This window comes from Pseudomonas sp. TE3786, assembly GCF_054057335.1.
In genome coordinates, this window is the sequence record NZ_JBSRZF010000007.1 from 109,109 (window position 1) to 136,093 (window position 26,985).

26 protein-coding genes are annotated in these 26,985 nt (G+C 62.3%); 16 read left to right on the forward strand and 10 right to left on the reverse strand.

Features of this window, described 5'->3' with window-relative positions; genetic code table 11:
• Positions 1-125: 125 nt before the first annotated feature.
• Together eat and exaC are read right to left on the reverse strand one after the other, a co-directional pair.
• Positions 126-1,496, reverse strand: coding sequence for an ethanolamine permease (gene eat / locus ACVW0Y_RS10375; RefSeq protein WP_457438031.1), 1,371 nt, complete (start codon positions 1,494-1,496; stop codon positions 126-128).
• Positions 1,497-1,826: 330 nt separating this feature from the next.
• Positions 1,827-3,347: an acetaldehyde dehydrogenase ExaC gene (gene exaC / locus ACVW0Y_RS10380; RefSeq protein WP_108098872.1), complete on the reverse strand. Its 1,521-nt coding sequence runs from the start codon at positions 3,345-3,347 to the stop codon at positions 1,827-1,829.
• A gap of 289 nt (positions 3,348-3,636) precedes the next feature.
• Here exaC and ACVW0Y_RS10385 point away from each other — a divergent pair, with 289 nt between their 5' ends.
• The 4 genes from ACVW0Y_RS10385 (at position 3,637) to ACVW0Y_RS10400 (ending at position 7,965) form a co-directional block, all read left to right on the forward strand.
• A complete protein-coding gene (locus ACVW0Y_RS10385) occupies positions 3,637-5,532 on the forward strand; it encodes a sigma-54-dependent Fis family transcriptional regulator (RefSeq protein WP_457438032.1) in 1,896 nt (631 codons plus the stop codon).
• Between the two features lie 154 nt (positions 5,533-5,686).
• Positions 5,687-7,039, forward strand: a complete 1,353-nt coding sequence (gene mpl / locus ACVW0Y_RS10390; RefSeq protein ID WP_457438033.1) for a UDP-N-acetylmuramate:L-alanyl-gamma-D-glutamyl-meso-diaminopimelate ligase — start codon at positions 5,687-5,689, stop codon at positions 7,037-7,039.
• Between the two features lie 7 nt (positions 7,040-7,046).
• Entirely contained in the window at positions 7,047-7,676 is a 630-nt protein-coding gene (gene ubiX, locus ACVW0Y_RS10395) for a flavin prenyltransferase UbiX (protein WP_457438198.1), read from the forward strand.
• Positions 7,669-7,965: a YceK/YidQ family lipoprotein gene (locus ACVW0Y_RS10400; protein WP_457438034.1), complete on the forward strand. Its 297-nt coding sequence runs from the start codon at positions 7,669-7,671 to the stop codon at positions 7,963-7,965. Before ubiX ends, ACVW0Y_RS10400 begins: the two co-directional genes overlap by 8 nt.
• A gap of 93 nt (positions 7,966-8,058) precedes the next feature.
• Here the strand turns inward: ACVW0Y_RS10400 and ACVW0Y_RS10405 are convergent, their stop codons facing one another.
• From ACVW0Y_RS10405 to ACVW0Y_RS10425, 5 genes are all read right to left on the reverse strand, one after another.
• The gene (locus tag ACVW0Y_RS10405) at positions 8,059-8,670 is read right to left on the reverse strand and encodes a class I SAM-dependent methyltransferase (RefSeq protein ID WP_457438035.1); all 612 of its coding nucleotides are present in this window, start codon (positions 8,668-8,670) and stop codon (positions 8,059-8,061) included.
• A 100-nt stretch (positions 8,671-8,770) separates the two neighbouring features.
• On the reverse strand, positions 8,771-9,091 hold the full coding sequence (locus tag ACVW0Y_RS10410) for a DUF5629 family protein (protein ID WP_457438036.1): 321 nt from the start codon (positions 9,089-9,091) through the stop codon (positions 8,771-8,773).
• Between the two features lie 65 nt (positions 9,092-9,156).
• Positions 9,157-9,798, reverse strand: coding sequence for an oxidoreductase (locus ACVW0Y_RS10415; protein ID WP_457438038.1), 642 nt, complete (start codon positions 9,796-9,798; stop codon positions 9,157-9,159).
• Positions 9,799-9,833: 35 nt separating this feature from the next.
• Positions 9,834-11,564, reverse strand: coding sequence for a C13 family peptidase (locus tag ACVW0Y_RS10420; RefSeq protein WP_457438039.1), 1,731 nt, complete (start codon positions 11,562-11,564; stop codon positions 9,834-9,836).
• A 147-nt stretch (positions 11,565-11,711) separates the two neighbouring features.
• Positions 11,712-12,167, reverse strand: a complete 456-nt coding sequence (locus ACVW0Y_RS10425; protein ID WP_457438041.1) for a MaoC family dehydratase — start codon at positions 12,165-12,167, stop codon at positions 11,712-11,714.
• 224 nt (positions 12,168-12,391) lie between these two features.
• On the opposite strand from ACVW0Y_RS10425, the gene ACVW0Y_RS10430 reads away from it, so the two are divergent.
• The 3 genes from ACVW0Y_RS10430 to ACVW0Y_RS10440 are packed head-to-tail and all read left to right on the forward strand — an operon-like array spanning position 12,392 to position 14,108.
• Positions 12,392-12,760 (forward strand): CidA/LrgA family protein, encoded by a 369-nt coding sequence (locus ACVW0Y_RS10430; RefSeq protein WP_457438043.1) that lies wholly within the window; start codon positions 12,392-12,394, stop codon positions 12,758-12,760.
• A complete protein-coding gene (locus ACVW0Y_RS10435) occupies positions 12,753-13,466 on the forward strand; it encodes an LrgB family protein (protein ID WP_457438045.1) in 714 nt (237 codons plus the stop codon). Before ACVW0Y_RS10430 ends, ACVW0Y_RS10435 begins: the two co-directional genes overlap by 8 nt.
• 54 nt (positions 13,467-13,520) lie before the next feature.
• Complete coding sequence (locus tag ACVW0Y_RS10440; RefSeq protein ID WP_457438046.1) at positions 13,521-14,108, forward strand: LON peptidase substrate-binding domain-containing protein; 588 nt, start codon at positions 13,521-13,523, stop codon at positions 14,106-14,108.
• 380 nt (positions 14,109-14,488) lie between these two features.
• Here ACVW0Y_RS10440 and ACVW0Y_RS10445 read toward each other — a convergent pair whose 3' ends face one another.
• Both ACVW0Y_RS10445 and ACVW0Y_RS10450 read right to left on the reverse strand, forming a co-directional pair.
• On the reverse strand, positions 14,489-15,805 hold the full coding sequence (locus ACVW0Y_RS10445; protein WP_457438048.1) for a bifunctional DedA family/phosphatase PAP2 family protein: 1,317 nt from the start codon (positions 15,803-15,805) through the stop codon (positions 14,489-14,491).
• Positions 15,802-16,524 carry a DNA-3-methyladenine glycosylase gene (locus ACVW0Y_RS10450; protein WP_457438050.1) on the reverse strand — a complete coding sequence of 241 codons (723 nt, stop codon included), beginning with the start codon at positions 16,522-16,524 and terminating at the stop codon, positions 15,802-15,804. Before ACVW0Y_RS10450 ends, ACVW0Y_RS10445 begins: the two co-directional genes overlap by 4 nt.
• 63 nt (positions 16,525-16,587) lie before the next feature.
• Here ACVW0Y_RS10450 and ACVW0Y_RS10455 point away from each other — a divergent pair, with 63 nt between their 5' ends.
• A complete protein-coding gene (locus ACVW0Y_RS10455; protein ID WP_457438051.1) occupies positions 16,588-17,436 on the forward strand; it encodes a class I SAM-dependent methyltransferase in 849 nt (282 codons plus the stop codon).
• On the opposite strand, the gene ACVW0Y_RS10460 is transcribed toward ACVW0Y_RS10455, so the two are convergent.
• Positions 17,428-18,720 (reverse strand): alpha/beta fold hydrolase, encoded by a 1,293-nt coding sequence (locus ACVW0Y_RS10460; protein ID WP_457438052.1) that lies wholly within the window; start codon positions 18,718-18,720, stop codon positions 17,428-17,430. The genes ACVW0Y_RS10455 and ACVW0Y_RS10460 overlap by 9 nt on opposite strands.
• A 288-nt stretch (positions 18,721-19,008) precedes the next feature.
• On the opposite strand from ACVW0Y_RS10460, the gene ACVW0Y_RS10465 reads away from it, so the two are divergent.
• The 8 genes from ACVW0Y_RS10465 to ACVW0Y_RS10500 all read left to right on the forward strand — a co-directional run bounded on the left by ACVW0Y_RS10465 (position 19,009) and on the right by ACVW0Y_RS10500 (position 26,950).
• Positions 19,009-20,274: a glutamate-5-semialdehyde dehydrogenase gene (locus ACVW0Y_RS10465; protein WP_457438053.1), complete on the forward strand. Its 1,266-nt coding sequence runs from the start codon at positions 19,009-19,011 to the stop codon at positions 20,272-20,274.
• 17 nt (positions 20,275-20,291) lie between these two features.
• Positions 20,292-20,936 (forward strand): nicotinate-nucleotide adenylyltransferase, encoded by a 645-nt coding sequence (nadD, locus tag ACVW0Y_RS10470; protein WP_457438054.1) that lies wholly within the window; start codon positions 20,292-20,294, stop codon positions 20,934-20,936.
• Positions 20,937-20,970: 34 nt separating this feature from the next.
• Positions 20,971-21,351 carry a ribosome silencing factor gene (gene rsfS / locus ACVW0Y_RS10475; RefSeq protein ID WP_457438200.1) on the forward strand — a complete coding sequence of 127 codons (381 nt, stop codon included), beginning with the start codon at positions 20,971-20,973 and terminating at the stop codon, positions 21,349-21,351.
• Positions 21,352-21,360: 9 nt separating this feature from the next.
• Positions 21,361-21,828: a 23S rRNA (pseudouridine(1915)-N(3))-methyltransferase RlmH gene (gene rlmH / locus ACVW0Y_RS10480; protein WP_108098836.1), complete on the forward strand. Its 468-nt coding sequence runs from the start codon at positions 21,361-21,363 to the stop codon at positions 21,826-21,828.
• Positions 21,829-21,837: 9 nt separating this feature from the next.
• Positions 21,838-23,730 carry a penicillin-binding protein 2 gene (gene mrdA, locus ACVW0Y_RS10485; protein ID WP_457438055.1) on the forward strand — a complete coding sequence of 631 codons (1,893 nt, stop codon included), beginning with the start codon at positions 21,838-21,840 and terminating at the stop codon, positions 23,728-23,730.
• Positions 23,731-23,810: 80 nt separating this feature from the next.
• Positions 23,811-24,914, forward strand: a complete 1,104-nt coding sequence (gene rodA / locus ACVW0Y_RS10490; RefSeq protein ID WP_457438202.1) for a rod shape-determining protein RodA — start codon at positions 23,811-23,813, stop codon at positions 24,912-24,914.
• 17 nt (positions 24,915-24,931) lie between these two features.
• Complete coding sequence (gene mltB, locus ACVW0Y_RS10495; protein ID WP_457438056.1) at positions 24,932-25,942, forward strand: lytic murein transglycosylase B; 1,011 nt, start codon at positions 24,932-24,934, stop codon at positions 25,940-25,942.
• A complete protein-coding gene (locus tag ACVW0Y_RS10500; RefSeq protein ID WP_457438058.1) occupies positions 25,943-26,950 on the forward strand; it encodes a septal ring lytic transglycosylase RlpA family protein in 1,008 nt (335 codons plus the stop codon).
• Positions 26,951-26,985 lie beyond the last annotated feature (35 nt).

The following is a 26,985-nucleotide window of genomic DNA, read 5'->3' on the forward strand; positions in this document are numbered from 1 at the left end:
ATGGCTCCGAGAGCCTATTTGCGATACGGCTAAGGCAGTCTAGTTCAGCGCCATCGCAGATAGGTTCTGCAAAGACTGGGCCCGCAAAGCGGGCCCAGGTCACACGGGTTGGCAGACAGCGCCGATCAGGCGCCGTTGAGCATCACGTCGGCCGGGGCGCTGGCGCGCTGCGCTGCAGTCAGTTGGAAGTAGACGAAGCCGACCGCCATAAAGCCCAGGAAGATCAGGCCGATGGTGGTGTTGAACCAGGCCATGGCCACCAGGCAGACCACGGCCAATACCAGGGCGATACCCGGCACGATCGGGTAGCCCGGGGCGCGGAAGGTACGCTCCAGGTTTGGCTCGGTTTTGCGCAGTTTGAACAGGCTGAGCATGCTGATGATGTACATGACGATGGCGCCGAACACCGACATGGTGATCATCGCGGCGGTCAGGGTCATACCTTGCAGGTTGATCAGGCCGTCGCTGTAGATTGCCGCGATGCCCACCAGGCCGCCGGCGATAATGGCGCGGTGCGGGGTATGGAAGCGCGACAGCTTGGCCAGGCCTTTGGGCAGGTAGCCGGCACGGGCGAGGGCGAAGAACTGACGGGAGTAGCCGAGGATGATGCCGTGGAAGCTGGCCACCAGACCGAACAGGCCGATCCACACCAGCATATGCATCCAGCCGGAGTTCTCGCCCACCACGGTTTTCATCGCCTGTGGCAGCGGGTCGTTGATGCCCGACAGCTTGGTCCAGTCGCCGACACCACCGGCCATGATCATCACGCCAACGGCGAGGAACACCAGGGTCAGGATGCCGCTGATATAGGCCTTGGGAATGGTGCGTTTCGGGTCTTTGGCTTCTTCGGCGGCCATGGCGGCGCCTTCGATGGCCAGGAAGAACCAGATGGCGAACGGAATGGCCGCGAAGATGCCGGAAATCGACGCCGCGCTGAACTCGTTAGCGCCCGACCAGCCGTTCAAGACGAAGTTGCTGAAGCTGAAGCCCGGTGCAACCACGCCCATAAACACCAACAGTTCGGCCACTGCGAGCACGGTCACTACCAGTTCGAAGGTGGCGGCAATGCGCACGCCAAGAATGTTCAGGGTCATAAACACGAAGTACGCGCCGACGGCGGCGTGTTTCGGATCCAGACTCGGGAACTGCACATTCAGGTAGGCACCAATGGCCATGGCAATGGCCGGCGGCGCGAACACGAACTCGATCAGGGTCGCCAGACCGGCCAATAGCCCGGCCTTTTCACCGAAGGCGCGACGGGCATATGCGAACGGGCCGCCGGCGTGGGGAATGGCGGTGGTCAGTTCGGTGAAGCTGAAGATAAAACAGGTGTACATCGCCGCCACCATCAATGCGGTGACGAGAAAGCCCAAGGTACCCGCGGTGCCCCAACCGTAGCTCCAGCCGAAGTACTCGCCAGAAATCACCAGGCCAACGGCAATCCCCCATAAATGCAGGGTGCCTAACGTGGGTTTGAGTTGTGTTGTTGTAGTCATGTTTGTACCCGCCCTGAGTGTTGAACAGATCAGAAAGACCGGGGGATTCACGCAACGGCCATGCCATCGGCAACAAAATGTTGCGAGGCGTTGGGGAAAGGTCGCGATTGGCAGGGATGTGGGTCGTTTTTGGTGCGCGGCTGAAAATGACCGATAAGTCGATTCAGCGGGTAGGTTGGGTTGAGCGCAGCGAAGCCCAACAACGGCGGCATCACGCACCGTTGTTGGGCCAACATTAGACCGTAGGAGCGGCTTCAGCCGCGATGCTTTTCAAGGCCAACAGCATCGCGGCCGAAGCCGCTCCTACGAGGTTTGCATCAGCTGTTGGGTTTAGAAAAACCCCAGCGGATTGATGTCATAGCTCACCAGCAGGTTTTTAGTCTGCTGGTAATGGTCGAGCATCATCTTGTGCGTCTCACGGCCAACCCCGGACTTCTTGTACCCGCCAAACGCCGCATGCGCCGGGTACAGGTGGTAGCAGTTGGTCCACACCCGTCCGGCCTTGATCGCCCGGCCAACCCGGTACGCGCGGTTGATATCGCGGGTCCACAGCCCGGCACCCAGGCCGAACTCGGTGTCGTTGGCAATCGCCAGGGCTTCGGCTTCGTCCTTGAAGGTGGTGACGCTGACGACCGGGCCGAAAATCTCTTCCTGGAACACGCGCATCTTGTTGTTGCCCTTGAGCAGGGTCGGCTGGATGTAATAGCCCGACGCCAGGTCGCCCGACAGTTGTTCCACCTTGCCACCGGTAAGCAGCTCGGCACCTTCGCCTTTGGCAATTTCCAGGTAGGAGAGGATCTTGTCGAACTGCTGCTCCGAGGCCTGGGCACCGACCATGGTGTCGGTGTCCAGCGGGTCGCCGCGTTTGATCTGGGTGATCTTCTTCATCACCTCGGCCATGAATGCCGGATAGATCGACTCCTGCACCAGCGCCCGCGATGGGCAGGTGCACACTTCGCCCTGGTTGAAGAACGCCAGCACCAGGCCTTCGGCAGCCTTTTCAATAAAGCTCGGCTCGGCCTGCATGATGTCTTCAAAGAAGATATTCGGCGACTTGCCGCCCAGCTCCACGGTGCTCGGAATAATGTTTTCCGCCGCGCATTTCATGATGTGCGAACCCACCGGGGTGGAGCCGGTGAAGGCAATTTTTGCGATGCGTTTACTGGTCGCCAGCGCCTCGCCCGCCTCCTTGCCAAACCCCTGCACCACGTTCAGTACGCCAGGTGGCAGCAGATCGCCGATCAGCTCCAGCAGCACGGCAATGCCCAGCGGCGTCTGCTCGGCGGGTTTGAGCACCACGCAGTTGCCGGCGGCCAGGGCCGGGGCGAGTTTCCAGGCGGCCATCAGCAGCGGGAAGTTCCACGGGATGATCTGCCCGACCACGCCCAGCGGTTCATGGATGTGGTAGGCCACTGTGTGTTCAGTGATCTCCGCGGCAGAGCCTTCCTGAGCGCGGATGCAGCCGGCGAAGTAACGGAAATGGTCGGCGGCCAGGGGGATGTCGGCGTTCAGGGTTTCGCGCACGGCCTTGCCGTTGTCCCAGGTTTCGGTGACGGCCAGCAGCTCGAGGTTGGCTTCGATACGGTCGGCGATTTTCAGCAGCACCAGGGAGCGGTCCTGGGCCGAGGTCTTGCCCCAGGCGTCGCTGGCCGCGTGGGCGGCGTCCAGGGCTTTATCGATGTCTTCGGCAGTGGAGCGAGGGAATTCGGCGATGGCCTTGCCGTTTACCGGCGAGGTGTTGGTGAAGTACTGGCCTTTGACCGGGGCCACGAACTCACCGTTGATGTAATTGCCGTAGCGGCTTTTGAACGAAACGATGGCGCCGCTGGTGCCCGGATGTGCGTATTGCATGGTGAAGTTCTCCTGGCTTTTGTGCTTATGGGGAGTACGCGCTGTTGCGCTGGGTTAAGCGTAGAGCAAGGGCTGCGCCACGCTGGTGGAAACGCCGGAAGGCACGTGCGACGGGGGATTGGCGGTAGGCGCTTGGCGCTTATGGGTAACTGATGGGCGGTTATGCAACAGCGCCGGTGACAGTTTGTCCCACTCTTGGTACAGCCTTGGCGCATCACCCAGGCTATGCTCAGCCCGGCCCCGGCGCTTACATGCGCAAAGCGAGGGCACACTGCGGAGAACAATAACAATGCAGAGTCAATTCAACCGTCACACCCAACAGGTGATGACCCTGGCGCAGGGCAAGAGCCAAGCCGATGGCCCGGCCGCCGATCCTTCCATCGCCCGCTCGTGGCTGCGCTGCCTGCAGGACTATCACCTCGACCCTGGCCAGACCATGGCCCCCACCGTGCTCGAACACGCCCGCGTACTGGAACGTCGCGAGCAGTTGCAGCAGGTGCTGGAAATTGCCAGCGGCGAGATGACCAGCCTGTATCAGCAACTGGCCGGCGATGGCCATGCGGTGCTGTTGACTGACGCCCGTGGGGTGATCCTCAACAGCGTCACCGCCAACTCCGAACGCAAGACCTTCGAGCGTGCCGGCCTGTGGCTGGGCGCGGACTGGAGCGAAGCCTGCGAAGGCACCAACGGCATCGGCACCTGCCTGGTGGAGCGCCAGGCCCTGACCATTCACCAGGACGAACATTTCCGTGGCCGCCACACCGGGCTGACCTGCTCGGCCAGCCCGGTGTTCGACTGCCAGGGCGAGTTGCTCGCGGTGCTCGATGTGTCCTCGGCGCGCCAGGATGTATCGCGGCAAAGCCAGTTCCACACCATGGCGCTGGTCAACCTGTCGGCCAAGATGATCGAAAGCTGCTACTTCCTGCGCCGCTTCGAAGGGCAGTGGTTGCTGCGCTTTCATCTGCAGGCTGAATACGTCGGGCTGTTCAGCGAAGGTTTGCTGGCCTTTGATGGCGAGGGGCGGATCAGCGCGGTGAACCAGAGTGCGATGAATCTGCTCGGTACCAGCCGCGCACAATTGATCGGCCAGCCGCTGGAAGCCTTCTTCGATTGCCGCCTCGACGACCTGCTCGGTCGCGCCGGCCACAGCACCAGTTGGCCGCTGCGCAGCCACAGCGGCCGGGCGCTATTTGCCCAGGTGCGCGGCATGGCGCGCAGCCAGCCATCCATCAGCCGGCTGATCAGTAAACAGCCTGCCGCTGATATCCCGGCCAGCCTGTGTCTGGGCGATGTCGTCTTGCAGGGTGAGTTCCGCCGCGCCTTGCGGGTGTTTGAGCGCGATGTGCCGTTGTTGATCAATGGCGAAACCGGCACCGGCAAGGAAGCCTTCGCCAAGGCCATCCACCAGGCCAGCTCCCGTTCCGGCCATGCCTTCGTCGCCCTTAACTGCGCGGCCATTCCGGAAAGCCTGATCGAAAGCGAACTGTTCGGTTATCGCGGCGGCAGCTTTACCGGCGCGCGCAAAGAGGGCATGACCGGCAAGCTGCAACAGGCCGATGGCGGCACGCTGTTCCTCGATGAAATCGGTGATATGCCGCTGGCCCTGCAAACCCGATTGTTGCGGGTGCTTGAAGAGCGCCAGGTGGTGCCCATCGGTGGCACCGCGCAAGCGGTGAATGTGCGAATAATCAGCGCCACCCACCGGGAACTGGGCGAGCACGTGGCCAATGGCAGTTTCCGCGAAGACCTGTATTACCGCCTCAATGGCCTGGTGCTGAGCTTGCCGCCGCTGCGTGAGCGCAGCGACCGCGAACAACTGCTCCAGCACCTGCTGAACGAAGAGGCCCAGGGCCAGACGCTGCGCCTGGATGCCGATGCGCGTGCGGCCCTGCTCAACCATCCGTGGCCCGGCAACGTGCGCCAGCTGCGCAATGTGCTGCGAACCCTGGCGGCGTTGTGTGATGAAGAACGCATCAGCCTGCGGGATTTGCCGGCGGAGTTTCGCCAGGTGCCGCGCGTGCCGGCGGTGATGGTTGAACAACCGCTGCAAACGGCGGAACGCGGTACGTTGCTCACCACGCTTAACCAGCAGCACTGGCATATGAGCCGCACGGCGGAACAGTTGGGGATCAGCCGCAATACGCTGTATCGCAAGCTGCATAAGCACGGCATCGAACGGCCTTGATGATGCATTCCCTTCACTATTCTGGATCCCAGCGCAGGCTGGGCCCCAGAATCTCGCAGGTAACAACGCCCGTTGCGGCGAGCCATCACTACCCCCCCATCCCCCGCCTGCGGTAACCTGCCGGCCTGTTTCTCCAGGCGGTTCGAGGTTGTTTATGCACATTCATGTTCTGGGTATTTGCGGCACCTTTATGGGCTCGCTGGCGGTGTTGGCTAAAGAGCTGGGCCACCGGGTGACCGGTTCCGATGCCAACGTCTACCCACCCATGAGCACCCAGCTGCAAGCCCAGGGCATCGAACTGATGCAAGGCTACGACCCTGCGCACCTCGACCCAGCCCCCGACCTGGTGGTGGTTGGCAACGCCCTGTCGCGCGGCAACCCTGCGGTGGAGTACGTGCTGAACAAGGGCCTGCCCTATGTGTCCGGCCCGCAGTGGCTGGCCGACCATGTGCTGCAAGGCCGCTGGGTATTAGCGGTAGCCGGCACCCATGGCAAAACCACCACCAGCAGCATGTTGGCCTGGGTGCTGGAACACGCCGGCATGAGCCCGGGCTTTCTGATTGGCGGCGTACCGCAGAACTTCGCGGTGTCGGCGCGCCTGGGTGGCACGCCGTTTTTCGTGGTTGAGGCCGACGAATACGACAGCGCCTTCTTCGACAAGCGCTCCAAGTTCGTCCACTACCGCCCGCGTACCGCCATCCTTAATAACCTCGAGTTCGACCACGCGGATATCTTCCCGGATCTGGCCGCCATCGAGCGGCAGTTCCACCACCTGGTGCGCACCATTCCCAGCGAAGGCCTGGTGATCTACCCGGCCGCCGAAACCGCACTCCAGCGCGTGATCGACATGGGCTGCTGGACCCCGGTGCAAACCACCGGCGACGGTGCCCAGTGGCAGGCCAAGCTGCTCAGCGATGACGGCTCGCGCTTTGAGGTGAGTTTTGAAGGCGTGGCCCAGGGCGTAGTGGATTGGCCGCTGACCGGTCAGCACAACGTCGCCAACGCCCTGGTCTGCCTGGCAGCAGCGCGTCACGTCGGGGTGGTTCCGGCACAGGGCGTTGAAGCCTTGAGCGCGTTCAAGAATGTGAAGCGGCGGATGGAGAAAGTCGCTGAAGTAAAAGGCGTGACCATTTACGACGACTTCGCCCACCACCCCACCGCCATTGCCACCACCCTCGACGGCCTGCGCAAGCGCGTGGGCGCGGCCAAGGTGATCGCCATTATCGAACCGCGCTCCAACTCGATGAAGCTCGGTGCCCATCGTGATGGCTTGCCAGACTCCGTTACCCAGGCTGATCAGGTGTACTGGTTCGCCCCGCCGAATCTGGGCTGGGACCTGGCGGCGACCACCGCCAGTTGCACCGTGCCCTCGCAGGTGTTCGATTCGCTGGAAGGCATCATTGCGGCGGTGAAAGCCCAGGCCTCGCCGGGCACCCAGGTGGTGGTGATGAGCAACGGCGGCTTTGGCGGCCTGCACGGCAAACTCGCCGCTGCCCTGGAGGGCTGAGCCCATGATGACCGGCCCTGAACGCGTCACTCTGGCCATGACCGGCGCTTCCGGCGCGCAATACGGCCTGCGCCTGCTCGACTGTCTGGTGCAGGAAGAGCGCGAGGTGCACTTTCTGATTTCCAAGGCGGCGCAGTTGGTGATGGCCACCGAAACCGACGTCACTCTGCCGGCCAAGCCGCAAGCCATGCAGTTGTTTCTCAGCGAATACACCGGTGCCGCACCGGGGCAGATTCGCGTGTACGGCAAAGAAGACTGGATGGCACCGGTGGCCTCCGGCTCCGGCGCGCCGGGGGCTATGGTGGTGGTGCCGTGTTCCACTGGCACCCTGTCGGCGATTGCCACCGGGGCCTGCAACAACCTGATCGAGCGTGCCGCCGATGTGGCTTTGAAGGAGCGCCGCCAGCTGATTCTGGTGCCGCGCGAGGCACCGTTTTCCAGCATCCATCTGGAAAATATGCTCAAGCTGTCGAATATGGGCGCAGTGATTCTGCCGGCGGCACCGGGCTTCTATCACCAGCCGCAAACCATCGATGACCTGATCGACTTTGTGGTGGCGCGCATCCTCAATGTGCTGAATATTCCCCAGGACATGTTGCCGCGCTGGGGTGAGCATCATTTGAGCAGCGATGAATAAGCTTGCCCGCGCTGTGGCGCTGGTGCTGCTCGCCAGCCAGCTGCTGGGTTGCGCCACCACCCGTACGCTGAACGCCGCCAAGCCTGGTGCCCCGGTGGTATACGCCGGTACGCGGCTGGATTGGTACAGCCTGAATGGCGGCTGCTGCCCGCTAGATCGCTTTGGTACCGAAGCGCCGACATACGCCGGGGTGGATCTGCCGGCCAGTGCCTTGCTGGATACCTTGCTGTTACCGCTGTCGTTGGCGGCGGCGTTGGGGTTTAGTCTTGGCGTGAGCGGCGGGATGTAACGGGTAGGTGGTTTTGTAGGAGCGGCTTTAGTCGCGATGCTCTTGGGAGCAAAAGCATCGCGGCTAAAGTCGCTCCTACGAAGGCGCACGGAATCAATCCGCCCACCCCGAATACACAAACGTCATCGGCTTCGGCCCCTTCAGATAACGGCTCTGCACATCCCCGATCCTGAACCCGCCCGCTGTAATCAACTCGGGTATATCCCGATTCAAATGACAGCCGCCGGCCAGCGGTTTCCAGATCGGTGTCAGGCGGTTCTGCCAGCGCAGTACGGGTAAATCCGGCGCTTTACCATGCTCACAAAACCACAAGCGGCCGCCGGGTTTGAGCACGCGGCGCATTTCCTTCAGCGCCGCCACGGCATCGGGAATGGTGCACAGGGTGAAGGTGCAGACGATGCTATCGAAGCTCGCCGCCGGTGCCTGAATCTGCCCCAGTTCCAGGGCGATCATTTCCACTGGAATACTGATGCGCGCGGCACGTTCGCGGGCCAGGGCCTGCATATCGGCAGAGGGGTCGACGCCGACAATCTGCTGCACCTTGGCCGCGTCGTAGAACTCTAGATTGAGGCCGCTGCCGATGCCGATCTCCAGCACCCGGCCGTGGGCCTGGGGCACGATCTGCGCGCGCGCCTTCATCACCGCTCCCATGCCGCAGGCGAGGTCGATCAAGTGGGGGAGGATGTGACGGTCGTAAAAGCCCATGAACCACACTCCTGGTTGGATAGTGCCAAATCAACCGCATCGCGGCTAAAGCCCCACAGGGACCGAGTTGTTTGTGGGAGGGGCTTTAGCCGCGATGCTTTTACAGCTCGGCGACGTCGTCCTCCGGCGTGTCGTCAGCGGCATCCGAGTTATCCGCGTTGATTCCCGCCAGCGCCTTCAACTCATGGCTGCCTTTGTCATCGCTGATGGCCCAGCTGTCGGTTGCGACGTTGTGCTGAGCAGCGGCGATCTGCTCCAGGCTGAACTGCCATTTGCGCAGCTCGCGGCCGTCCATGCATTCGATCCGCAGGGCCGGGCCGACATGGGCCGGGTCGCTGTGCAGTTCGAACTGCCAGGCATACAGGCCGTTGATTTCCAGCATGTCGGCGGTTTGCAGGACGGAGAGCAGGGTGGTGGTCATGGTCAATCTCGGCCAGTAAAAAAACGAGCGGCCATAGTGGCCGCTCGTTAAGCGATAGACAACGGTCAGCGCCCGAGTCGACGCAGCTCATCCGATTCGACGATCCGCACGCCTTCACCTTCTTCCAGGGCCAGACGCCAGAGCGCGCGGGCCAGGGTGCAGGCCGGAATGCCCCGGTATTTGCCCGGTACCCAGCGCATGATCGGTGCCAGCAGGCGTTCGCCAAAGCGTGGTTCGATGCGATCGCCAATCAGCAGGGATGGGCGGGCGATGGTCAGTTGTGGCCAGTTCTGGGCGATCAGCGCCTGTTCCACTTCGCCCTTTACCCGGTTGTAGAACACCGAGGATTTCGGGTTGGCACCCATCGCGCTGATCAGCAGGAAATGCCGGGCACCCAGGTCACGGGCGCGCTGGCTGACGGCCAGGACCATGTCGTAATCCACGGCGCGAAAGGCTTCTTGCGAGCCGGCCTGTTTGATCGTGGTGCCCAGGCAGCAGAAGGCGATGTCCTGCTTACCATTGAGCATTGGCAACTGGGTCAGCAGATCGCCCTGCGGGTTGTCCAGGTGGGTGTGCTCGGCCAGCGCGCGGCGCGTCGGGGCCAGCACGCGCTGCACCGTCGGCTCGTTGAGCAGGCGGTCCAGCAGGTGTTCACCGGTAAGGCCAGTGGCACCGGTGAGCATGATGTTTTGCGGGGTCAAATACATGGTTTTAGTCCCTCCTGGCATCCACCAACCTCAGTCTAGTTGCTGCCGTCCGCTTTGCTGCCGGCGCTTGCAGTCAAGGCGTGTCTGGCCTGGCTTTCACGCAGGGTGCGCCACTGTGCGAGCACGGCCTTGGGGGCCCAGATCTGTGGCTCCGACGGTTCGAAGTCGTCTTCCTGCTCGCGTTTGGCCACGCTGGCCTTGGCTTGCTCGAAGGCGCGCTGCAAATCGTCGGTACTGCTCAAGGCTTCGGCGAACAACGCGCGACCAAAGTAAGTGAAGTCGGCCTCGTCGGAGCAACCGAAGGAGGTCCGGTCACTGCGCGCGGCGGTCATCACCAGGGTCTTGTCATCCTTGAGGACAGGCAGGAAGCCACCGGAGAAGCACGCCGATACCACTACCACTTTGTAATGACTCTTTAGTGGCAAAAGCAGTTCCGCCAATTCGCTGGCCGGCATATTGCTCAGTTGCAGGCCGGGCTGCACCAGGCTCAGCTGATGGTCGCGGGAGCCGTGACTCGTAAGGTAGATGAACACCAGGTCTTCCGGCCCCGATCGTTCGGCCAGGGTGTTCACCGCTCGGCGCAGGTTCTCCCGGGTGGCCAGCGGGCGGTCGAGCATATGGTCGCGGTGATTGACCAGGGTGATCTGGCCGTGGGCACCAAAGCGTTCGCTCAGCAACTTGCTGACGTAATCGGCTTCGCGCAGGAATACGCTTTGCGCGCCATCGCCGGCCAGGGTCAGACTGTAGAGTTCCACCGCCGGCGTAGAGGCAGGGACAGCGGCCAGCGCCTGGTCGAGCAGTTTGCCTTGGGTCAGCAGGCCGACTTCCAGTGGGTCGGGCAGGGCCTTGCCCTGGGCGTCGCGGATCAGCGCGCCGTTTTTCCAGGTGCCGGATTGAACACTGCCGTCGGCCAGTGTCAGGGTGCCGACGCCATCATATTGGTTGTGGGCGAAGTGCCCTTGATAGCGGCTGCCGTCGGCCAGGGTCAGCAGGCCTTCGCCGTGGTAGCGCCAATATCTGAACTCGCCTTCGTAGTGGCTGCCGTCGGCACGCGTGACCTGACCTTTGCCGGTCAGGCTGCCCTTGCTGAACTGGCCCAGCCAGCTGTCACCGTCGGCAGTCTGATAACGGCCCTTGCCGTCGAAGTTGGAGTTTTTGTAGCCGCCGACGTAGCTGTCGCCGTCGTCACCTTTGAACGTGCCTTCGCCGTTCAGCTTGCCGCTTTTAAAGGTGCCGCTGAGCTGGTTGCCGTGCTCGTCGGTGGTGGTGCCGAAACCTTGTGGCTCGCCTTTGCTGAAACTGCCTTCAAAACTGCTGCCATCGGCTCGCTGCAGTTTGCCAATGCCGTGGAATTGGTCGGCTTTGAATTCGCCCTGATAACTTTCGCCGCCTTTGATCTTCAGCGTGCCGACCCCGTCTTTGACCCCAGCCTTGAACCCGCCTTCATAGTGGCTGCCTTCGCTATAGGTCAGCGTGCCCTGGCCACCGAAGTCGCCGGCCACGAACTCGCCCACATAGTGGGTGCCGTCGGCGTGGTGCAATTCGCCCTGGCCTTGCATCTGGCCATCTTTGAATCCGCCTTCGTACCAGCTGCCATTGGGGTAATCGATGCGGCCTTTACCTTGCAGCAGACCGTCGACCACCTCGCCACGGTAGCGGCCGCCGTCGGGTAGCACGGCGTTCGGCGGGGTGATGGGTTCGCCTTTGCCGCAGGCGGCGAGCAACAGGGCAAGGGCCAGTGGGGCGAGAAGGGGGAGGCGGGGCATCGCGCAACTTCCGTGTCGGGGAACGGTTGCCAGAGTATGCCGTAAAGGGGATGGGAGAACGTGACGGTGTCACAGCAAAAGCATCGCGGCTGAAGCTGCTCCTACGGATAGTGCGGGCTCGTAGGAGCGGCTTCAGCCGCGATTGCTTCAGACGAAGTACAGGCTCAGCGATTCAGCGATATAAGCCGGCTTGGCCTGGCCTTCGATTTCCAGGGTGACTTTGGCCTTGAGCAGCCATTGCCCCGGGTTCTTCTCGGTCACGTCGATCACGCTGACGGCTGCGCGCACGCGGGAGTTGACCTTCACCGGCTGGATAAAGCGCACGCTGTCCAGGCCGTAGTTGACAGCCATTTTCAGGCCCTCGGGGGCCAGCGCGATTTTTTCCATCAGTACCGGGATCAGCGACAGCGACAAGAAGCCGTGGGCGATGGTGGTGCCGAACGGGGTCTTGGCCGCTTTCTCCGGGTCGACGTGGATAAATTGGTGATCGCCGGTGCACTCGGCGAATTGATTGATGCGGTTCTGGTCGATGGTCAGCCAGTCGGAGTGGCCAATATCTTTGCCGATGTAGGATTGCAGTTCAGCGACGGGTACCAATGGCATATGTCCTCCTTGGGGAGACGGGTTTTGTTTTTGTTGAAAGCGTCCATTCACGCTAGATCATCACGCACGGTTTGGCCGGTCAACCCTGCATCGTTAGCGCGAATAACACGGCATACAGCTGGCGCACCGGTCTGGTTGGGGCGTTTTGCTTAGCGTGCTTATAATGGCCGGCGCTTTTTTTGCCCGGGTGCCTGCTGCGCGCCCGGTCCGGATTGGAGAACTCCATGCTGTTACGTGGCCTGACCTGGTTGGTGGTTTTCCAACTGCTTGGCACGGTATTGAACGTGCTGTTCCTGCATATGTTGCCGGGGCCGATCATCGGCTTGGTGCTGCTGCTGGCCTACCTGATCTGGCAGGGCGAAGTGGCCGAGTCGATTTCCGTGGCGTCGTCCAGTTTGCTGCGCTATCTGCCGTTGCTGCTGGTGCCGGCTGCCGTTGGCGTGATGGTGTATGCCAAGGCGATTGCCGCAGATTTCTGGGCGGTGGGCGGTTCGCTGGTGCTCTCGGTGCTGCTGTCGATGCTGTTCGCCGGCTGGTTGATGCAGATGCTGATCGACCGTCAGCAACGCAAGCGGGGTGAGCGCGATGTTTGATTTCGCAGGTGCCTGGCAGGCGCTGATCCACCACCCACTGTTTGGCGTAGGCGTGACCCTCGGTGCCTATCAACTGGCCCTGGCGGCCTACGAGAAAACCCGCTGGTTTTTCCTCCAGCCGGTGTTGGTGTCGATGCTCGCCGTGATCGGTGTGCTGGTGGCCTGCGGCCTCAGCTACGACGAATACAAGGTCAGCGCCCAAGCCCTGACCATCTTCCTCGGCCCGGCCACCGTGGCCCTGGCTGTGCCGCTGTTTCTCAACCTGAAACGGATTCGCCAGCTGTTCTGGCCAACCCTGCTGACCCTGTTGATCGGCGGCGTCGTCGCCACCGGCATGGGCGTGCTGCTGGCGTGGTGGTTTGGTGCCGACCATATGATGCTGATGAGCATGGCGCCCAAGTCGGTGACGTCGCCGATTGCCATGCTGGTGGCCGACCAGATTGGCGGCATCGCGGCCCTGGCGGCGGTGTTTGTGCTGATTACCGGGGTAATCGGTGCGATCCTCGGGCCGGAGCTGTTGCGCCGTATCGGTGTTCGTCACCCGGCTGCCCAAGGTCTGGCCATGGGCATGACGGCCCACGCGGTGGGTACCTCGCGGGCGCTGCAGGAGGGCGAGGAGTGTGGTGCATTTGCTGCGTTGGCCATGAGCCTGATGGGCGTCGGCACAGCGGTGGCGTTGCCATTGGCAGTGGCGCTTTTCAGCTGATCATCCACGCGTGAGCGTTGTCACAGCTTGGTAGCTGACCCAGGAGCAAAAAAGATGGTGCCGTTGTTTCCCCTCAATGTGGTGTTGTTTCCCGGCAGCGTGCTCGACCTGCAGATTTTCGAAGCACGTTATCTGGACATGATCAGCGCCTGCATGAAACGCAACGAAGGCTTTGGCGTGGTGTGCATTCTCGAAGGTCGGGAGGTGGGCGATGCGGTGGACGCCTTTGCGCCGGTTGGCTGCGAGGCGGTGATCCGTGATTGGAAGCAGCAGGCCAATGGGTTACTCGGCATTCGCGTGGAAGGTACCCGACGGTTCCAGGTGCAGCGCTCGGCAGTGCAGCGTGATCAGCTGACTACTGCCGATATTGTTTGGTGTGATGAGCCGGCGGATTTGCCGCTGTTGCCTGAGCATGCGGACTTGGCGGCGCTATTGCAGGCGCTGGCGCAGCATCCGATGGTGGCGGAGTTGGGGATGGGGGGTGAGGCGGTTAGTCAGCAGAGTCTGGGGTATCAGCTGGCGTATTTGCTGCCGTTCGATACGGAGCAGAAGCTGAAGCTGCTGGCGGTGGATGATCCGTTGGAGCGGCTGGATCTGATTCAGGCCATGCTCGATGAGTTGCAGGGGGAGATGACGGCTTAGTTGGATTAGTTGGTTTTTCTGGATTACCGCGTGTGCTGGGCGTTCTTGTTTCGCGCCTTACGCGCGACTTACTTTTAGCATTGCCCTAAAAGTAAGCAAAAGGTCTAGCCCCCAACTTGGGTTTTCACTGCGTGAAAACTCCCCTCGCTCCGTCGCCGCTCCAGGGGCCGGCGAGAAGGGCCATCCATGGCCCTCAGCCCGGCCCCTGGAGCAGCGACGGAGCGAGGGAAGTCGGAGCGCAGCGGAGACCCCAGGTAGGGGCAAGCGCTTTTGGTTACTTTTCTGGCGATTGAGAAAAGTGACTCGCGCGTAAGGCGCGAAACAAAACGCCCAGCAAACGCGGTCATGAAGAACACCACCACCCTCAAAGCAAAAAAACCTCAATACCGATACCGCTCCAACGCCTGTGGCAACGCCCAACTCGCATAAAACCCCAACACCGCCACACACGCCGGCACAATCAACCACCACACCCGCGGCGACATCGCCGGCAGCGGCGTGCGCCATTGCGACAGGGTCAGGCTGAACGCGCAGGTGGTCGCTGCCAGCAAGGCCCCTGCGATGATATCGGTCGGCCAATGCACGCCCAGATACACCCGCGACAGGGCAATCGACAGCGCCGGAATCACCGCCAGCAGCAGCCAGGTCAAACGCATCCGCAGCGGTTGGCCGCGCGCCGCCAATATCGCCAGGGTCAGGAAGAAGGCAAAGGCGGCCGAGCTGTGGCCGCTGGGCATGCTGAAGCTGTGCAGCGGCTCCAGGAGGATTTCCGGGCGGGCACGGCCAAACAGCAGTTTGAGAAAGTGATTGGCGATGGCGCAGCCCAGCAGGGTGCCGGTGGCGAAGAAAAACCCGCGGTATTGGCGAGCCAGCAGCAGCATCAGACACAGCATGACGCCCACTGTGACTTGGGTTTTGAAGTCGCCCAGGCGGGTGATGATGGTCACCACACTGTCCATGGCCGGCTGCCGTTGTTCTTGCACCAGGGCCATCAAGCCCTGGTCCAGTTGTGTCAGCAGCGGGTAGCCGATCAGCATGGCAATCAGCAGCACAAAGCCCAACCCGGCCATGATCGCTGTGGCCCAGCGCTGTTGGCGCAGGCTGGCTTGCAGGCTGACGCCGATCAGTACCGCCAACCCCGCCGCGACCACGGCGGCCTGGCCCCAGAATCCCTCCGGGAGCGGCAGGCGCATGGCGGCACCAGTGGCCCAGCCGGGCATCAGGTAGGCCACCGACCAACCGGCCGCAGCCACCAGGCTGACGACAATAAAGCGCGGCAGCGGCATATCGAGCATGCCCGCCACCATCGGCAGCATGGGCCGCAGCGGGCCGATATAGCGGCCCACCAGCAGGCTGACCACGCCATAACGCTGGAAGTAGTTTTCCGCACTGGCCAGCCATTCCGGATGGCTGCGCAGCCCGGGCAGGCGGCGGATGTTCTGGTGGAAGCGGCGGCCCAGCGCGTAAGAAATCGCATCTCCGAGCAGGCCGCCGGTGTAACCCAGCAGCAGGGTTTCCCCCAGGGTCAGTGCACCGCTGCCGGCCAGCACGGCAATGGCAAACAGCAGCACGGTGCCGGGCACGATGATGCCGGCAATCGCCAGGCATTCGACGCAGGCGACAACAAAAATGGCGATGCCCAGCCATTGCGGGTTGGCGCTGAGCCAGCCGGTAAGTTGGTTGAGCCACTCGGTCATGGGGCAAGGTCCTGGTGCGGAGTCACGAAATAGAAGTCCTGATTTTCCAGTTGCCCGCGGCGTAGCGGGTTGCGGGTGCAATGGCGGGCGTAAGCAGCATCGACAAAGCGGTAGAGCAAATGTTCATCCCGGCCGAGGGGAATGCCTAAGCGGGTGGTCTGGATTATCTGCTCGGGGGCGTAGCCAACGTCTTCGACAAACAGTCGCTGCGGGTCGAAGCGTTGCCCGTCCCACGCCGGCACTTTAAGGCCGAGGGCGCGGCACAGCAGGGTTTGACCGTTACAGAGTTTTTCCTGGGGGCGGGGCTGATCGCTACCGCCGGGATTGTTGCGCTGCATCTGCGCCAGACAGCTCGGGCCGCTGTGGGCGTCGGTATAGGGAAAGGCCGACTTGATCAGCACTGCGTTGCCCGGCCCCTGGGCGCTGAAGTTCAACGAGTCGCCGCCGCGGGCGTAATACATATAGATGTGGCCGCCATCGAGAAACAGCGCGCGGCGTTTTTCCGTGTAGCCCAGGGACGCGTGGCTGCCTTTTTCGGCGAAGTAGTACGCTTCGGTTTCGATAATGCGCGCCGCCAGCCACAGGCCATCCACGTAATGGCGAATGACTTTGCCCAGCAGCGCCTGGGCCAGCAGCTGGGCGTCGCGGTCAAAAAAGCTGTCGGGCAGGGCGCGGCCGACGGGCCAGGCAGACAAACTAAGGGTGGGTTCATTCGACATGGACTGTTATCGCAACGGGGCAGGGCTTAGGCTCGGGCGATCATAACAATAAGAGCCTTGGCCATGTCCGACCGCAGCCGTGCCGACAGTGCCCATATCAGCCCCAGCGCCCACTACACCGGGTATGTCTGGTACCGCCACCAGCTTAGCGACGCCGCCTTTGCCACCCCCTTCGGGCGCTGGGTGCACGGGTTGCTGACGCCGATTGCCTGGGGCGCGCGGGTGGGCTTTGGTCTGGATATCGAACACCTGTTGCTGCAGCGCCATCTGCTGCTGGATGCGCGGCTGACCGCCGCCATTGAAGAGCGCGGTGTGCGCCAGGTGGTGGAAATTGCCTGCGGGCTATCGCCCCGTGGGCGGCGCTTCTGTCAGCGTTATCCCGAGCTGCGTTATCTGGAGGCGGATCTGCCTGGCATGGCCGTGCGCAAACGTTTGCTGCTGCACAGCGAAGGCTGGCTGACTGGCCGGCATCAGGTGCGCTCGGTGGATATTCTCGCCGAGCAGGGCGGGCAAAGCCTCGAGTCACTATTTGCCGGGCTGGACCGTAACGAGCCGGTGCTGGTGATCACCGAGGGCCTGGTGAATTACTTCGAACGTCCGCTGATCGAGGGTTTCTGGACTGCGCTGGCCACCCAGCTGAAGGCCTTTCCCCAGGCCACCTACCTGACTGATCTGTACCCGGATCTGAAAGAGCATCCGCGCTATCGGCAATTGCGCTGGGGCGTGGATCTGGTGGGGCGGCTGACGCGGGGCAACTATCCGCTGCATTACCGCAATGCCGAGGAAATCGTCGAAGCGTTTGGCCGTTGCGGCTTTCGTCATACCGAGGTGCTGGACCCGGCGCTGCATAGCCAGGGGTTGCCGCCGATTACGCAGGCGACGTTGGTGCGGGTGATTGAGGCATCAACCTGAATGTAGGGCGAATATCCGCTCTGCGGATATCCGCCTTACGTTCTCGACGCGATCACTACGGCGGATATCGCCTGCGGCGATATTCGCCCTACACCGCTCCGCCAGCGCCGCACTCCCGGCCGCATCGGTATGCGGAAACACCCAGGCCAACTCCGAACCGCTGTGGCGCAGCGGCAGAATCGCCAGCGCCGGCATATCGACCATCTGCAATTGCCAGCCACGCAGCGGCACCTGGCTCGGCAAGTCGCCATGCAGCAACCCGCCAAAAAAGCCTAACTCGCTTACGTCCACCGTCAGTTCACCCACTTCGGCATGCTGCAACCGCGCCCTGCTGTGCAACGGCGCATTCCTCGGCTCATGGCGTTTCTCCAGGTGCAGCCATTGGCTGCGTGGCAGATGGGTGCTGCCGGGGCTGATCAATGGCCGCGGCTCGCCGCGCAAAAACGGCGAGTAGAGGCTTATGCAGGCGCTGCGTTGTTCGAAATTGGCCAGGTGATCGGCATTGTGGATAAGTGCGCATTCGGCCGCCGGGCACGCGCTGGCGAACAAGGTGTGTTCCCAGGGTTGGGTGAAGTGGTCGTATTCGCCAGCCAGCACCAGGGTCGGGCAGGCGGGGTGTTGGTTAAAACCGGCGAAGTCGAGCAGGCGCTGGCTGTTCTGCCGGTAACGCTCGATTTCCGTTGCCGACAAACGCTGCAATTGCCGCAGCAGGGCTTTGCGAAATACCGGAGCTACGCCGGTTTCCTGGCTGCGGGTGGGGTTGAGCAGGCCGGTGACGGCACCATGGGCGAACTCGGCGCAGCGCCCTTCGGTCAGCAGCGCCAGGCTTTCTTCCAGCAGTACCCGCGCGCCGCGTCGGCCAAAGGCGGTGATGCCGGCCAGCAGCAGACGGGCACAGTGTTGCGGGTGACGAGCGGCGAACAAGCCGGCCAGCGCCGAACCGTAGGACAGACCGATGGGCATCAGCGGTGGCAGCTGTTGCTCCTCGATAAAGGCGGCGATCAGGTCGGCCAAGGCTTCCAGGCTCAGCTCGGGTGCCAGCTGCAGGTTGCTGCCCTGGCTCGGCAGGTCGAGGAGGATCACCGGGTGATCGGCCAGCAGCTCCGCCACTTCACTGGCGAACGAGCGGAAGCACTGGAAAGCACCGCCTAACAGCAGGACCGGGTGGCGAGGGTCATTGGCGCGGGAGGAGTAGGCCTGGTAATGCAGGGGCCAGGCACCCAGTTGCAGCTGCTGGCCGGTTTCATTGAGCAAGGCCGGACTGTAGTCGGTGCGATAGCGCATGGCCGCGTCTCCTCTGGTTTTTCTTGCCCTTCCTTGGCGGTGGGCGGTTGGCTTTGCCTGCAAGGTAGACATCCGCGGCCTGTTTGTTTACCTAACCTTCGGGCGGGGCAATGGCCGGGGTTGTGGGCAAGTGTCACCGTCTCTCGGCGAGCCCCGCCCGCTGCGCTTGCCAGTGTTACCGGGGGCTCAGTTGTAACGCCCTGTTTACCACCCGCCAGACGCCGCTGGGCGTGGGCCCGCCGCGCCGCTATAATCAGCCGCTTTCCCCACTGCCAGACCAACGAGACCATGACTGAGTCCGTGCTCGACTACATGACCCGCCTGGGTCGCACTGCCCGCGAAGCCTCCCGTGTGGTGGGCCGCGCCAGTACCGCGCAGAAGAACCGTGCCCTGCACGCCGCCGCCGCGGCCCTTGATGCCGCCCGTGCCGAGCTCAGCGCCGCCAATGAACAAGACCTCGCCAATGGCCGTGCCAATGGCCTGGAACCTGCCCTGCTGGACCGTCTGGCCCTGACCCCCGCGCGCATCGACGAGATGATCGAGGGCTTGCGTCAGGTGGCCACCCTGCCAGACCCCATCGGTGAAATCCGCGATATGCGCTACCTGCCTTCGGGTATTCAGGTCGGCAAAATGCGCGTGCCCTTGGGTGTGATCGGCATCATTTACGAGTCGCGCCCGAACGTGACCATCGACGCCGCCAGTCTGTGCCTGAAATCCGGCAACGCCACCATCCTGCGTGGCGGCTCGGAAGCGATTAACTCCAACCGCGCCATCGCCGCCTGCATTCAGCAAGGCTTGGCCGAGGCCGGTTTGCCTGCCGCCGCGGTGCAAGTGGTGGAAACCACCGACCGCGCTGCCGTTGGCGCGCTCATCACCATGCCGGAATACGTCGACGTCATCGTGCCCCGTGGCGGCAAAAGCCTGATCGAGCGCATCAGCCGTGACGCCAAAGTGCCGGTGATCAAACACCTGGACGGCATCTGCCACGTGTATATCGACGTGGCGGCTGATATCGACAAAGCCATCCGCATTGCCGACAACGCCAAAACCCAGCGCTACGCACCGTGCAACACCATGGAAACCCTGCTGGTGCACGCCGCTATCGCTGAGCGCGTATTGCCGCCGCTGGCCGCTATCTACCGTGACAAGAAAGTTGAGCTGCGTGGTTGCCCACGTACCCGCGCACTGCTGGGCAGCGATGTGTTGGAAGCCACCGAAGAAGATTGGCGCACCGAATACACCGCGCCGATTCTGTCGATCAAGATCCTCGACAGCCTTGATGAAGCCATCGAGCACATCAATAAATACGGCTCGCAGCACACCGACTCCATCGTTACCGAGAACTTCACCAGTGGCCGGCGCTTTATCACTGAAGTGGATTCCGCCTCGGTGATGATCAACGCGTCGACCCGCTTTGCCGATGGTTTCGAATATGGCCTGGGCGCGGAGATCGGTATTTCCACCGATAAACTGCACGCCCGTGGCCCGGTTGGTCTGGAAGGGCTGACCAGTGAGAAGTACGTGGTGTTCGGCGACGGTCATATCCGTACTTGAACACCGAGCAGACATCCGTGGGCAAGCGCATTGGCATGCTCGGCGGCACCTTCAATCCGGTGCATGTCGGCCATCTGCGCAGCGCCCTGGAAGTTGCCGAACAGCTGGGTCTGGACGAGCTGCGCCTGATTCCCAACGCGCGCCCGCCCCATCGGGATGCGCCACAGGTGTCGGCGCAGGATCGTCTGGCAATGGTCGAACAGGCCGTTGCCGGGGTGCCCTTGCTGACGGTGGACGACCGCGAGCTCAAGCGCGACCGGCCGTCCTATAGCATCGACACCCTGGAGTCGTTGCGCGCTGAATTGGCGGTTGAGGATCAACTGTTTTTACTGCTGGGGTGGGACGCCTTTTGTGGCCTGCCAACCTGGCATCGCTGGGAAGAACTGCTGGACCATTGCCACATCCTGGTATTGCAACGCCCGGATGCCGACAGCGAAGCGCCGCAAGCGCTCCGTGATGTCCTGGCGGCCCGCAGTGTCAGCGACCCGCAGGCCATAACCGGGCCCAGCGGACAGATTGCTTTTGTCTGGCAGACACCGCTTGCGGTGTCTGCCACCCAGATCCGGAATCTGCTGGCCAGCGGAAAGTCGGTGCGTTTTCTGGTGCCCGACGCGGTGCTGGCCTACATCAATGCGCACGGACTGTACCGCGCGCAGAACTGAACACGAGAAAGAGTCAATTATGAGCAAGCCTGTAATGCCGAGCGAAGAACTGGTCAAACTGGCCGTCTTTGCCCTCGAAGACGTCAAAGCCCAAGACATCACCACCATCGATGTGCGCGGTAAAACCAGCATCACCGATTTTATGGTGATCGCCAGCGGTACCTCCAACCGTCACGTCAAATCCCTGGTGGATAACGTGCTGGAAAAGGTCAAGGAAAAGGGCGTGCGCCCACTGGGCAGCGAAGGCCTGGACACCGGTGAATGGGCACTGCTCGACCTGGGCGACATCGTCGTTCACGTGATGCTGCCGACCGCTCGCCAGTTCTACGACCTTGAGCGTCTGTGGCAAGGCGCGGAGCAGAGCCGCGCGCAGAACCAGAACAGCCCGGAACAGTTCAACACTGACGGCGAGTAAGGGTTTCCCTTGCGTATACGTCTGATCGCTGTCGGTTCGCGCATGCCACGCTGGGTGGAAGACGGTTGGCAGGAATATGCCAAGCGTCTGCCCGCCGAGCTACCGCTGGAACTGGTGGAAATCCCCCTCAATACCCGTGGCAAGAATGCCGACGTGGCGCGCCTGATCCGTCAGGAAGGCGAAGCCATGCTGGCCAAGGTGCAACCGGGGGAGAAGATCGTCACGCTCGAGGTTACCGGCAAGCCGTGGAGCACCGAGCAGTTGGCGGTGGAGTTGGAACGCTGGCGTCTGGATGCACGCAACATCAACCTGATGGTCGGTGGCCCGGAAGGGCTGGCGCCCGAGGTGCAGGCGCGCAGTGAACAGCGCTGGTCATTGTCGCCGTTGACCTTGCCGCATCCGCTGGTGCGGATTCTGCTCGGTGAACAGATTTATCGCGCCTGGACCGTGTTGTCCGGGCACCCTTATCACAAATAAGCCCTCGTAATGCCGCAGCCGATCCGCCTCAAGGACCACGAGAAAGACGCCCGCCTAGTTCGCAATCGCGTGGTGGTGGGGGCGGCTGCCATCTGTTTGCTGATTCTGGTGCTGATCGCGCGCCTGTATTTCCTGCAGGTGATCCAGTACGAGTACCACTCGACCCTGTCCGAAAACAACCGCGTGCATGTGCAGCCGATTCCGCCCACCCGTGGGCTGATCTTCGACCGCAATGGCGTGGTGGTGGCCGACAACCGGCCGAGCTTCAGCCTGAGCATGACCCGCGAGCGCGCCGGCGACTGGGAGCAGGTGCTCGACGTGATCGTCGAAGTGCTGGAGCTGAGCCAGGAAGACCGCACCCTGTTCGAGCGGCGTATGCGCCAGGGCCGCCGCCCCTTTGAGCCGGTGCCGATTCTGTTCGAACTGAGTGAAGAGCAGATCGCCCGCATCGCAGTAAACCAGTTCCGCCTGCCCGGGGTGGAAGTGGTGGCGCAACTGGTACGCCATTACCCGCAGGGTGAGCACTTTGCCCACTCGGTGGGTTATGTCGGGCGAATCAACGAGGCCGAGCTGAAGGTGCTCGATCCGGTCAATTACAGCGGCACCCACCATATCGGCAAAACCGGCATCGAGCGCTTCTACGAGCCGCAGCTGCACGGCCAGGTGGGTTACGAAGAAGTTGAAACCAACGCCCGTGGCCGCGTGCTGCGGGTGTTGAAACGTACTGACCCGGTGCCCGGCGCGGATATCGTGCTGAGCATGGATATCCGTCTGCAGGAAGCTGCAGAGGCGGCGCTGGGTGGTCGTCGTGGTTCTATCGTGGCCCTCGACCCGAACACCGGTGAGGTGCTGGCAATGGTCAGCCAGCCGAGCTTCGACCCCAATCTGTTTGTCACCGGCATCGGCTTCAAGGCCTATTCGGAACTGCGCGACTCGCCGGATCGGCCGCTGTTCAACCGGGTGCTGCGTGGCCTGTATCCGCCAGGCTCGACCATCAAGCCGGCGGTGGCCATCGCCGGTCTGGACAGCGGTGTGGTCACGCCGAGCACTCGGGTGTTCGACCCCGGCTTCTATCAATTGCCGAACTACGACCACAAATACCGCAACTGGAACCGCACCGGCGATGGCTCGGTGGATTTGCAGGCCGCGATCATGCGGTCCAACGACACCTACTTTTACGACCTGGCGCATAAGCTCGGCATCGACCGCCTGGGCAATTACCTCAGCCGGTTCGGTATTGGTCAGAAGGTTTCCCTGGATATGTTCGAAGAGTCCCCGGGCCTGATGCCGTCGCGGGAATGGAAACGGGCGCGCTATCGCCAGGCGTGGTTCCCGGGGGAAACCCTGATTCTGGGGATCGGCCAGGGCTATATGCAGACCACGCCGTTGCAGCTGGCGCAGGTTTCGGCACTGGTGGCCAACCATGGCAAATGGATTCGCCCGCACCTGGCGAAAACCGTCGATGGCGTGCCGCCGGTAGACCCGAACCCGATGCCTAATATCGTTTTGCGTAACCCCGGCGACTGGGCGCAGGTGAGTGCCGGCATGCAGCAAGTGATGCACAACCCGCGCGGCACCGCGCACAAGGTCGGTGACACCTCCAGCTACCGAATCGCCGGCAAGAGCGGTACCGCGCAGGTAGTAGCGATCAAGCAGGGCGAGAAATACGACCGCTCCAAGCTCGATGAGCGCCACCGCGACCATGCGCTGTTTATCGCCTTCGCCCCGGCCGAGGCACCGAAGATCGCGGTGGCGGTGATGATCGAAAACGGTGAGGGCGGTTCCAGTGTGGCGGCGCCGGTGGCCAAGGCGGTGATGGATGCCTGGCTGCTGGGCGACAACGGCCAGTTGAAGACCCAATACGCACCGCCGGTGACGGCCGAGGCACCGCAACGTGAATAACCGCAGCGTGAACATAGGCAGCGTGAACAGTGGCCAGCATGAGCAATAACTTCGACCGCTCGATTTCCAACGAAGACGTGATGCGTCGGCGCGCCAGCCTGCTGCAGCGCCTGCATATCGACGGCCAGCTGTTTCTGCTGCTTACCGTGCTCGCAGCCGGCAGTCTGTTCGTGCTGTATTCGGCCAGCGGCAAGAACGTTGATCTGCTGCTCAAACAAGCCACTTCCTTTGGCCTGGGCGCTGTGGCCATGTGCGTGATCGCCCAGTTCGAACCGCGTTTTCTCGCCCGCTGGGTGCCGCTGGGCTACCTGGCCGGGGTCGGCTTGCTGGTCGTGGTGGACGTGATGGGCCACAACGCCATGGGCGCCACGCGCTGGATCAATATTCCCGGGGTGATCCGCTTCCAGCCCGCCGAGTTTATGAAGATCCTGATGCCGGCCACCATTGCCTGGTACATGGCCAGACACAATTTGCCGCCGCGGCTCAAACACATCGTCATCAGCCTGGCGCTGATCGGTATTCCGTTCGTGCTGGTGATCCGCCAGCCGGACCTCGGCACCTCGCTGTTGATCCTCGCTTCGGGGGCCTTCGTGCTGTTTATGGCCGGCCTGCAATGGCGCTGGATCCTCGGCGCGGTCACGGCTGTCGTGCCGGTGGCGGTGGCCATGTGGTTCTTCGTTATGCACGATTACCAGAAGCAGCGGGTACTGACGTTCCTCGATCCGGAGAGTGATCCGCTGGGTACCGGTTGGAACATCATTCAGTCCAAAGCGGCCATCGGCTCCGGTGGCGTGTTCGGCAAAGGCTGGCTTTTAGGCACGCAATCGCACCTGGATTTTTTGCCGGAAAGCCATACGGACTTTATCATTGCGGTTTTGGGCGAAGAGTTCGGCCTGGTCGGCATCTGCCTGTTGTTGCTGGTGTACGCGATGCTGATTGCGCGCGGCCTGGTAATAACTGTCCAAGCGCAGACGCTGTTCGGTAAGCTGCTTGCCGGCAGCCTGACAATGACCTTCTTTGTTTATGTGTTCGTCAATATCGGCATGGTCAGTGGCCTGTTGCCGGTGGTTGGGGTGCCGCTTCCTTTCATTAGCTACGGCGGAACTTCGCTGGTGACACTGATGTCTGGGTTTGGGCTTTTAATGGCTATCCACACGCACCGTAAGTGGATTGCTCAGGTTTGATTGGGGTGAGGGATTTAATGCTAGGTTTGCGTCGCTGGGCCACGCGCACGGCACATTTGGCCAGCCTTGCTGGTATCTGCGGTTTCGCCCAGCAGGCTGTCGCTGCTGACTACGAAGGGTCGCCGCAGGTTGCCGAGTTCGTTGCCGAGATGACCCGCGACTACGGTTTTGCCGGCGAACAGCTGGTCAGCCTGTTCCGTGAGGTTGAGCGCAAACAGTCGATCCTCGACGCCATTTCCCGTCCGGCCGAAAAGGTCAAAACCTGGGCTGAATACCGGCCGATCTTTATCACTGACCGGCGCATCAACCAGGGCGTCGAGTTCTGGAAACAACACGAAGCCGCACTGGCCCGAGCCGAGCAGGAGTACGGTGTACCCGCTCAGGTGATCGTCGCCATCATTGGCGTTGAGACTTCCTACGGCAGCAACACCGGTAGCTACCGGGTGATCGACGCGCTGTCGACCCTGGGCTTCGATTACCCGCCGCGTGCCGATTTCTTCCGCAAGGAGCTCAAGCAGTTCCTTTTGCTGGCCCGTGAGCAGCAGGTTGATCCGCTGACCCTGAAAGGCTCTTACGCCGGTGCCATGGGCATGCCGCAATTTATGCCGAGCAGCTTCCGCGCCTATGCGGTGGATTTCGACGGCGACGGCCACATCAATATCTGGAACGACCCCGATGATGCCATCGGCAGCGTGGCCAGCTACTTCAAGCGCCATGGCTGGGTCACTGGCGAAGCCGTAGTGAGTACCGCGCAGATCAGTGGCGAGCAGGCCGAAGACGGTTTGACCCAGGGCTTGGACCCGGTGAAGACCGTTGGCGAGCTGCGTGCCATGGGTTGGTCGAGCCACGAAGCGTTGCGCGATGACGTTTCGGTGACTGCCTTTCGTCTGGATGGTGAAGCCGGCCCCGAATATTGGTTAGGCTTACCCAATTTTTATGTCATCACCCGTTATAACCGCAGCGCGATGTACGCCATGGCCGTGCATCAGCTGTCCGACTTGCTGGTTCAGGCCCGGGGCACGAAGTAAATGCAGGTAATGCCGTCCAAGCTCATCGCCTTTGGCGCACTGGCTCTATTGCTGGCCAGCTGTTCCACCAGCCGTGCGCCCCAGCCTACGCAAACCACCACCGTTTCCGGCCCCGGCGATTTCTCCCGCCCACACCGCGACGGCGCGCCCTGGTGGGACGTGGATATTTCCAAAGTGCCAGACGCCGTGCCGATGCCGCACTACGGTGCCTATAAGGCCAACCCCTATACCGTGTTGGGTAAAACCTATTACCCGATGCCGGATGCCAAACGCTATCTGGCCACCGGCACCGCCTCCTGGTACGGCACCAAGTTCCATGGCCAGGCCACGGCCAATGGCGAGAAGTACGACCTCTACGGTATGAGCGCCGCGCACAAGACCCTGCCGCTGCCCAGCTATGTGCGGGTCACCAATCTGGAGAACGGCAGAAGCGTGATCCTGCGGGTCAACGACCGTGGGCCGTTCTACTCCGACCGGATCATCGACCTGTCGTTTGCCGCCGCGAAGAAGCTCGGTTACGCCGAAGTGGGTACCGCACGGGTCAAGGTCGAAGGTATCGACCCTACCGAGTGGTGGGCCCAGCAAGGTCGTCCGGTGCCGATGGTCCTGGCCCAGCCGCAGATGGCCGCCGTACAGCCGGCCAAACAGAGCGTCGCGCAAACCATGGCTCAGCCGGTGGAGCAGTACGTTCCGCCGCCGGAGCAGCATGCCGCCGACGTCGTGCCCGCGCAGGTGCAAATCGACGCAAAAAAAAACGCTTCACTCGAGCAATCTGGCCTGTATCTCCAGGTCGCAGCCTTCGCCAATCCGGACGCTGCGGAACTCCTGAAGGACAAGCTGAGCGGGATGGTCAGTGCCCCGGTGTTTATCAGCTCGGTGGTGCGCAACCAGCAGACCTTGCACCGCGTGCGGATGGGCCCGGTAAACACGCAGGGTGAAGCCGAAAAAATCCAGAACAGCGTGCGGCTGGCCAACCTCGGCCAACCGACATTAGTGAAGCCGGAATAACTGCTGAACGCAGCCCGCTTCGACCGACTTGCTCG

Bases quoted from the DNA above. Each gene is read 5' to 3' on its own strand.
- eat (WP_457438031.1), bottom strand. From the start codon at position 1,496: ATGACTACAACAACACAACTCAAACCCACGTTAGGCACCCTGCATTTA.
- exaC (WP_108098872.1), bottom strand. From the start codon at position 3,347: ATGCAATACGCACATCCGGGCACCAGCGGCGCCATCGTTTCGTTCAAA.
- ACVW0Y_RS10385 (WP_457438032.1), top strand. From the start codon at position 3,637: ATGCAGAGTCAATTCAACCGTCACACCCAACAGGTGATGACCCTGGCG.
- mpl (WP_457438033.1), top strand. From the start codon at position 5,687: ATGCACATTCATGTTCTGGGTATTTGCGGCACCTTTATGGGCTCGCTG.
- ubiX (WP_457438198.1), top strand. From the start codon at position 7,047: ATGACCGGCCCTGAACGCGTCACTCTGGCCATGACCGGCGCTTCCGGC.
- ACVW0Y_RS10400 (WP_457438034.1), top strand. From the start codon at position 7,669: ATGAATAAGCTTGCCCGCGCTGTGGCGCTGGTGCTGCTCGCCAGCCAG.
- ACVW0Y_RS10405 (WP_457438035.1), bottom strand. From the start codon at position 8,670: ATGGGCTTTTACGACCGTCACATCCTCCCCCACTTGATCGACCTCGCC.
- ACVW0Y_RS10410 (WP_457438036.1), bottom strand. From the start codon at position 9,091: ATGACCACCACCCTGCTCTCCGTCCTGCAAACCGCCGACATGCTGGAA.
- ACVW0Y_RS10415 (WP_457438038.1), bottom strand. From the start codon at position 9,798: ATGTATTTGACCCCGCAAAACATCATGCTCACCGGTGCCACTGGCCTT.
- ACVW0Y_RS10420 (WP_457438039.1), bottom strand. From the start codon at position 11,564: ATGCCCCGCCTCCCCCTTCTCGCCCCACTGGCCCTTGCCCTGTTGCTC.
- ACVW0Y_RS10425 (WP_457438041.1), bottom strand. From the start codon at position 12,167: ATGCCATTGGTACCCGTCGCTGAACTGCAATCCTACATCGGCAAAGAT.
- ACVW0Y_RS10430 (WP_457438043.1), top strand. From the start codon at position 12,392: ATGCTGTTACGTGGCCTGACCTGGTTGGTGGTTTTCCAACTGCTTGGC.
- ACVW0Y_RS10435 (WP_457438045.1), top strand. From the start codon at position 12,753: ATGTTTGATTTCGCAGGTGCCTGGCAGGCGCTGATCCACCACCCACTG.
- ACVW0Y_RS10440 (WP_457438046.1), top strand. From the start codon at position 13,521: ATGGTGCCGTTGTTTCCCCTCAATGTGGTGTTGTTTCCCGGCAGCGTG.
- ACVW0Y_RS10445 (WP_457438048.1), bottom strand. From the start codon at position 15,805: ATGACCGAGTGGCTCAACCAACTTACCGGCTGGCTCAGCGCCAACCCG.
- ACVW0Y_RS10450 (WP_457438050.1), bottom strand. From the start codon at position 16,524: ATGTCGAATGAACCCACCCTTAGTTTGTCTGCCTGGCCCGTCGGCCGC.
- ACVW0Y_RS10455 (WP_457438051.1), top strand. From the start codon at position 16,588: ATGTCCGACCGCAGCCGTGCCGACAGTGCCCATATCAGCCCCAGCGCC.
- ACVW0Y_RS10460 (WP_457438052.1), bottom strand. From the start codon at position 18,720: ATGCGCTATCGCACCGACTACAGTCCGGCCTTGCTCAATGAAACCGGC.
- ACVW0Y_RS10465 (WP_457438053.1), top strand. From the start codon at position 19,009: ATGACTGAGTCCGTGCTCGACTACATGACCCGCCTGGGTCGCACTGCC.
- rsfS (WP_457438200.1), top strand. From the start codon at position 20,971: ATGCCGAGCGAAGAACTGGTCAAACTGGCCGTCTTTGCCCTCGAAGAC.
- mrdA (WP_457438055.1), top strand. From the start codon at position 21,838: ATGCCGCAGCCGATCCGCCTCAAGGACCACGAGAAAGACGCCCGCCTA.
- rodA (WP_457438202.1), top strand. From the start codon at position 23,811: ATGCGTCGGCGCGCCAGCCTGCTGCAGCGCCTGCATATCGACGGCCAG.
- mltB (WP_457438056.1), top strand. From the start codon at position 24,932: ATGCTAGGTTTGCGTCGCTGGGCCACGCGCACGGCACATTTGGCCAGC.
- ACVW0Y_RS10500 (WP_457438058.1), top strand. From the start codon at position 25,943: ATGCAGGTAATGCCGTCCAAGCTCATCGCCTTTGGCGCACTGGCTCTA.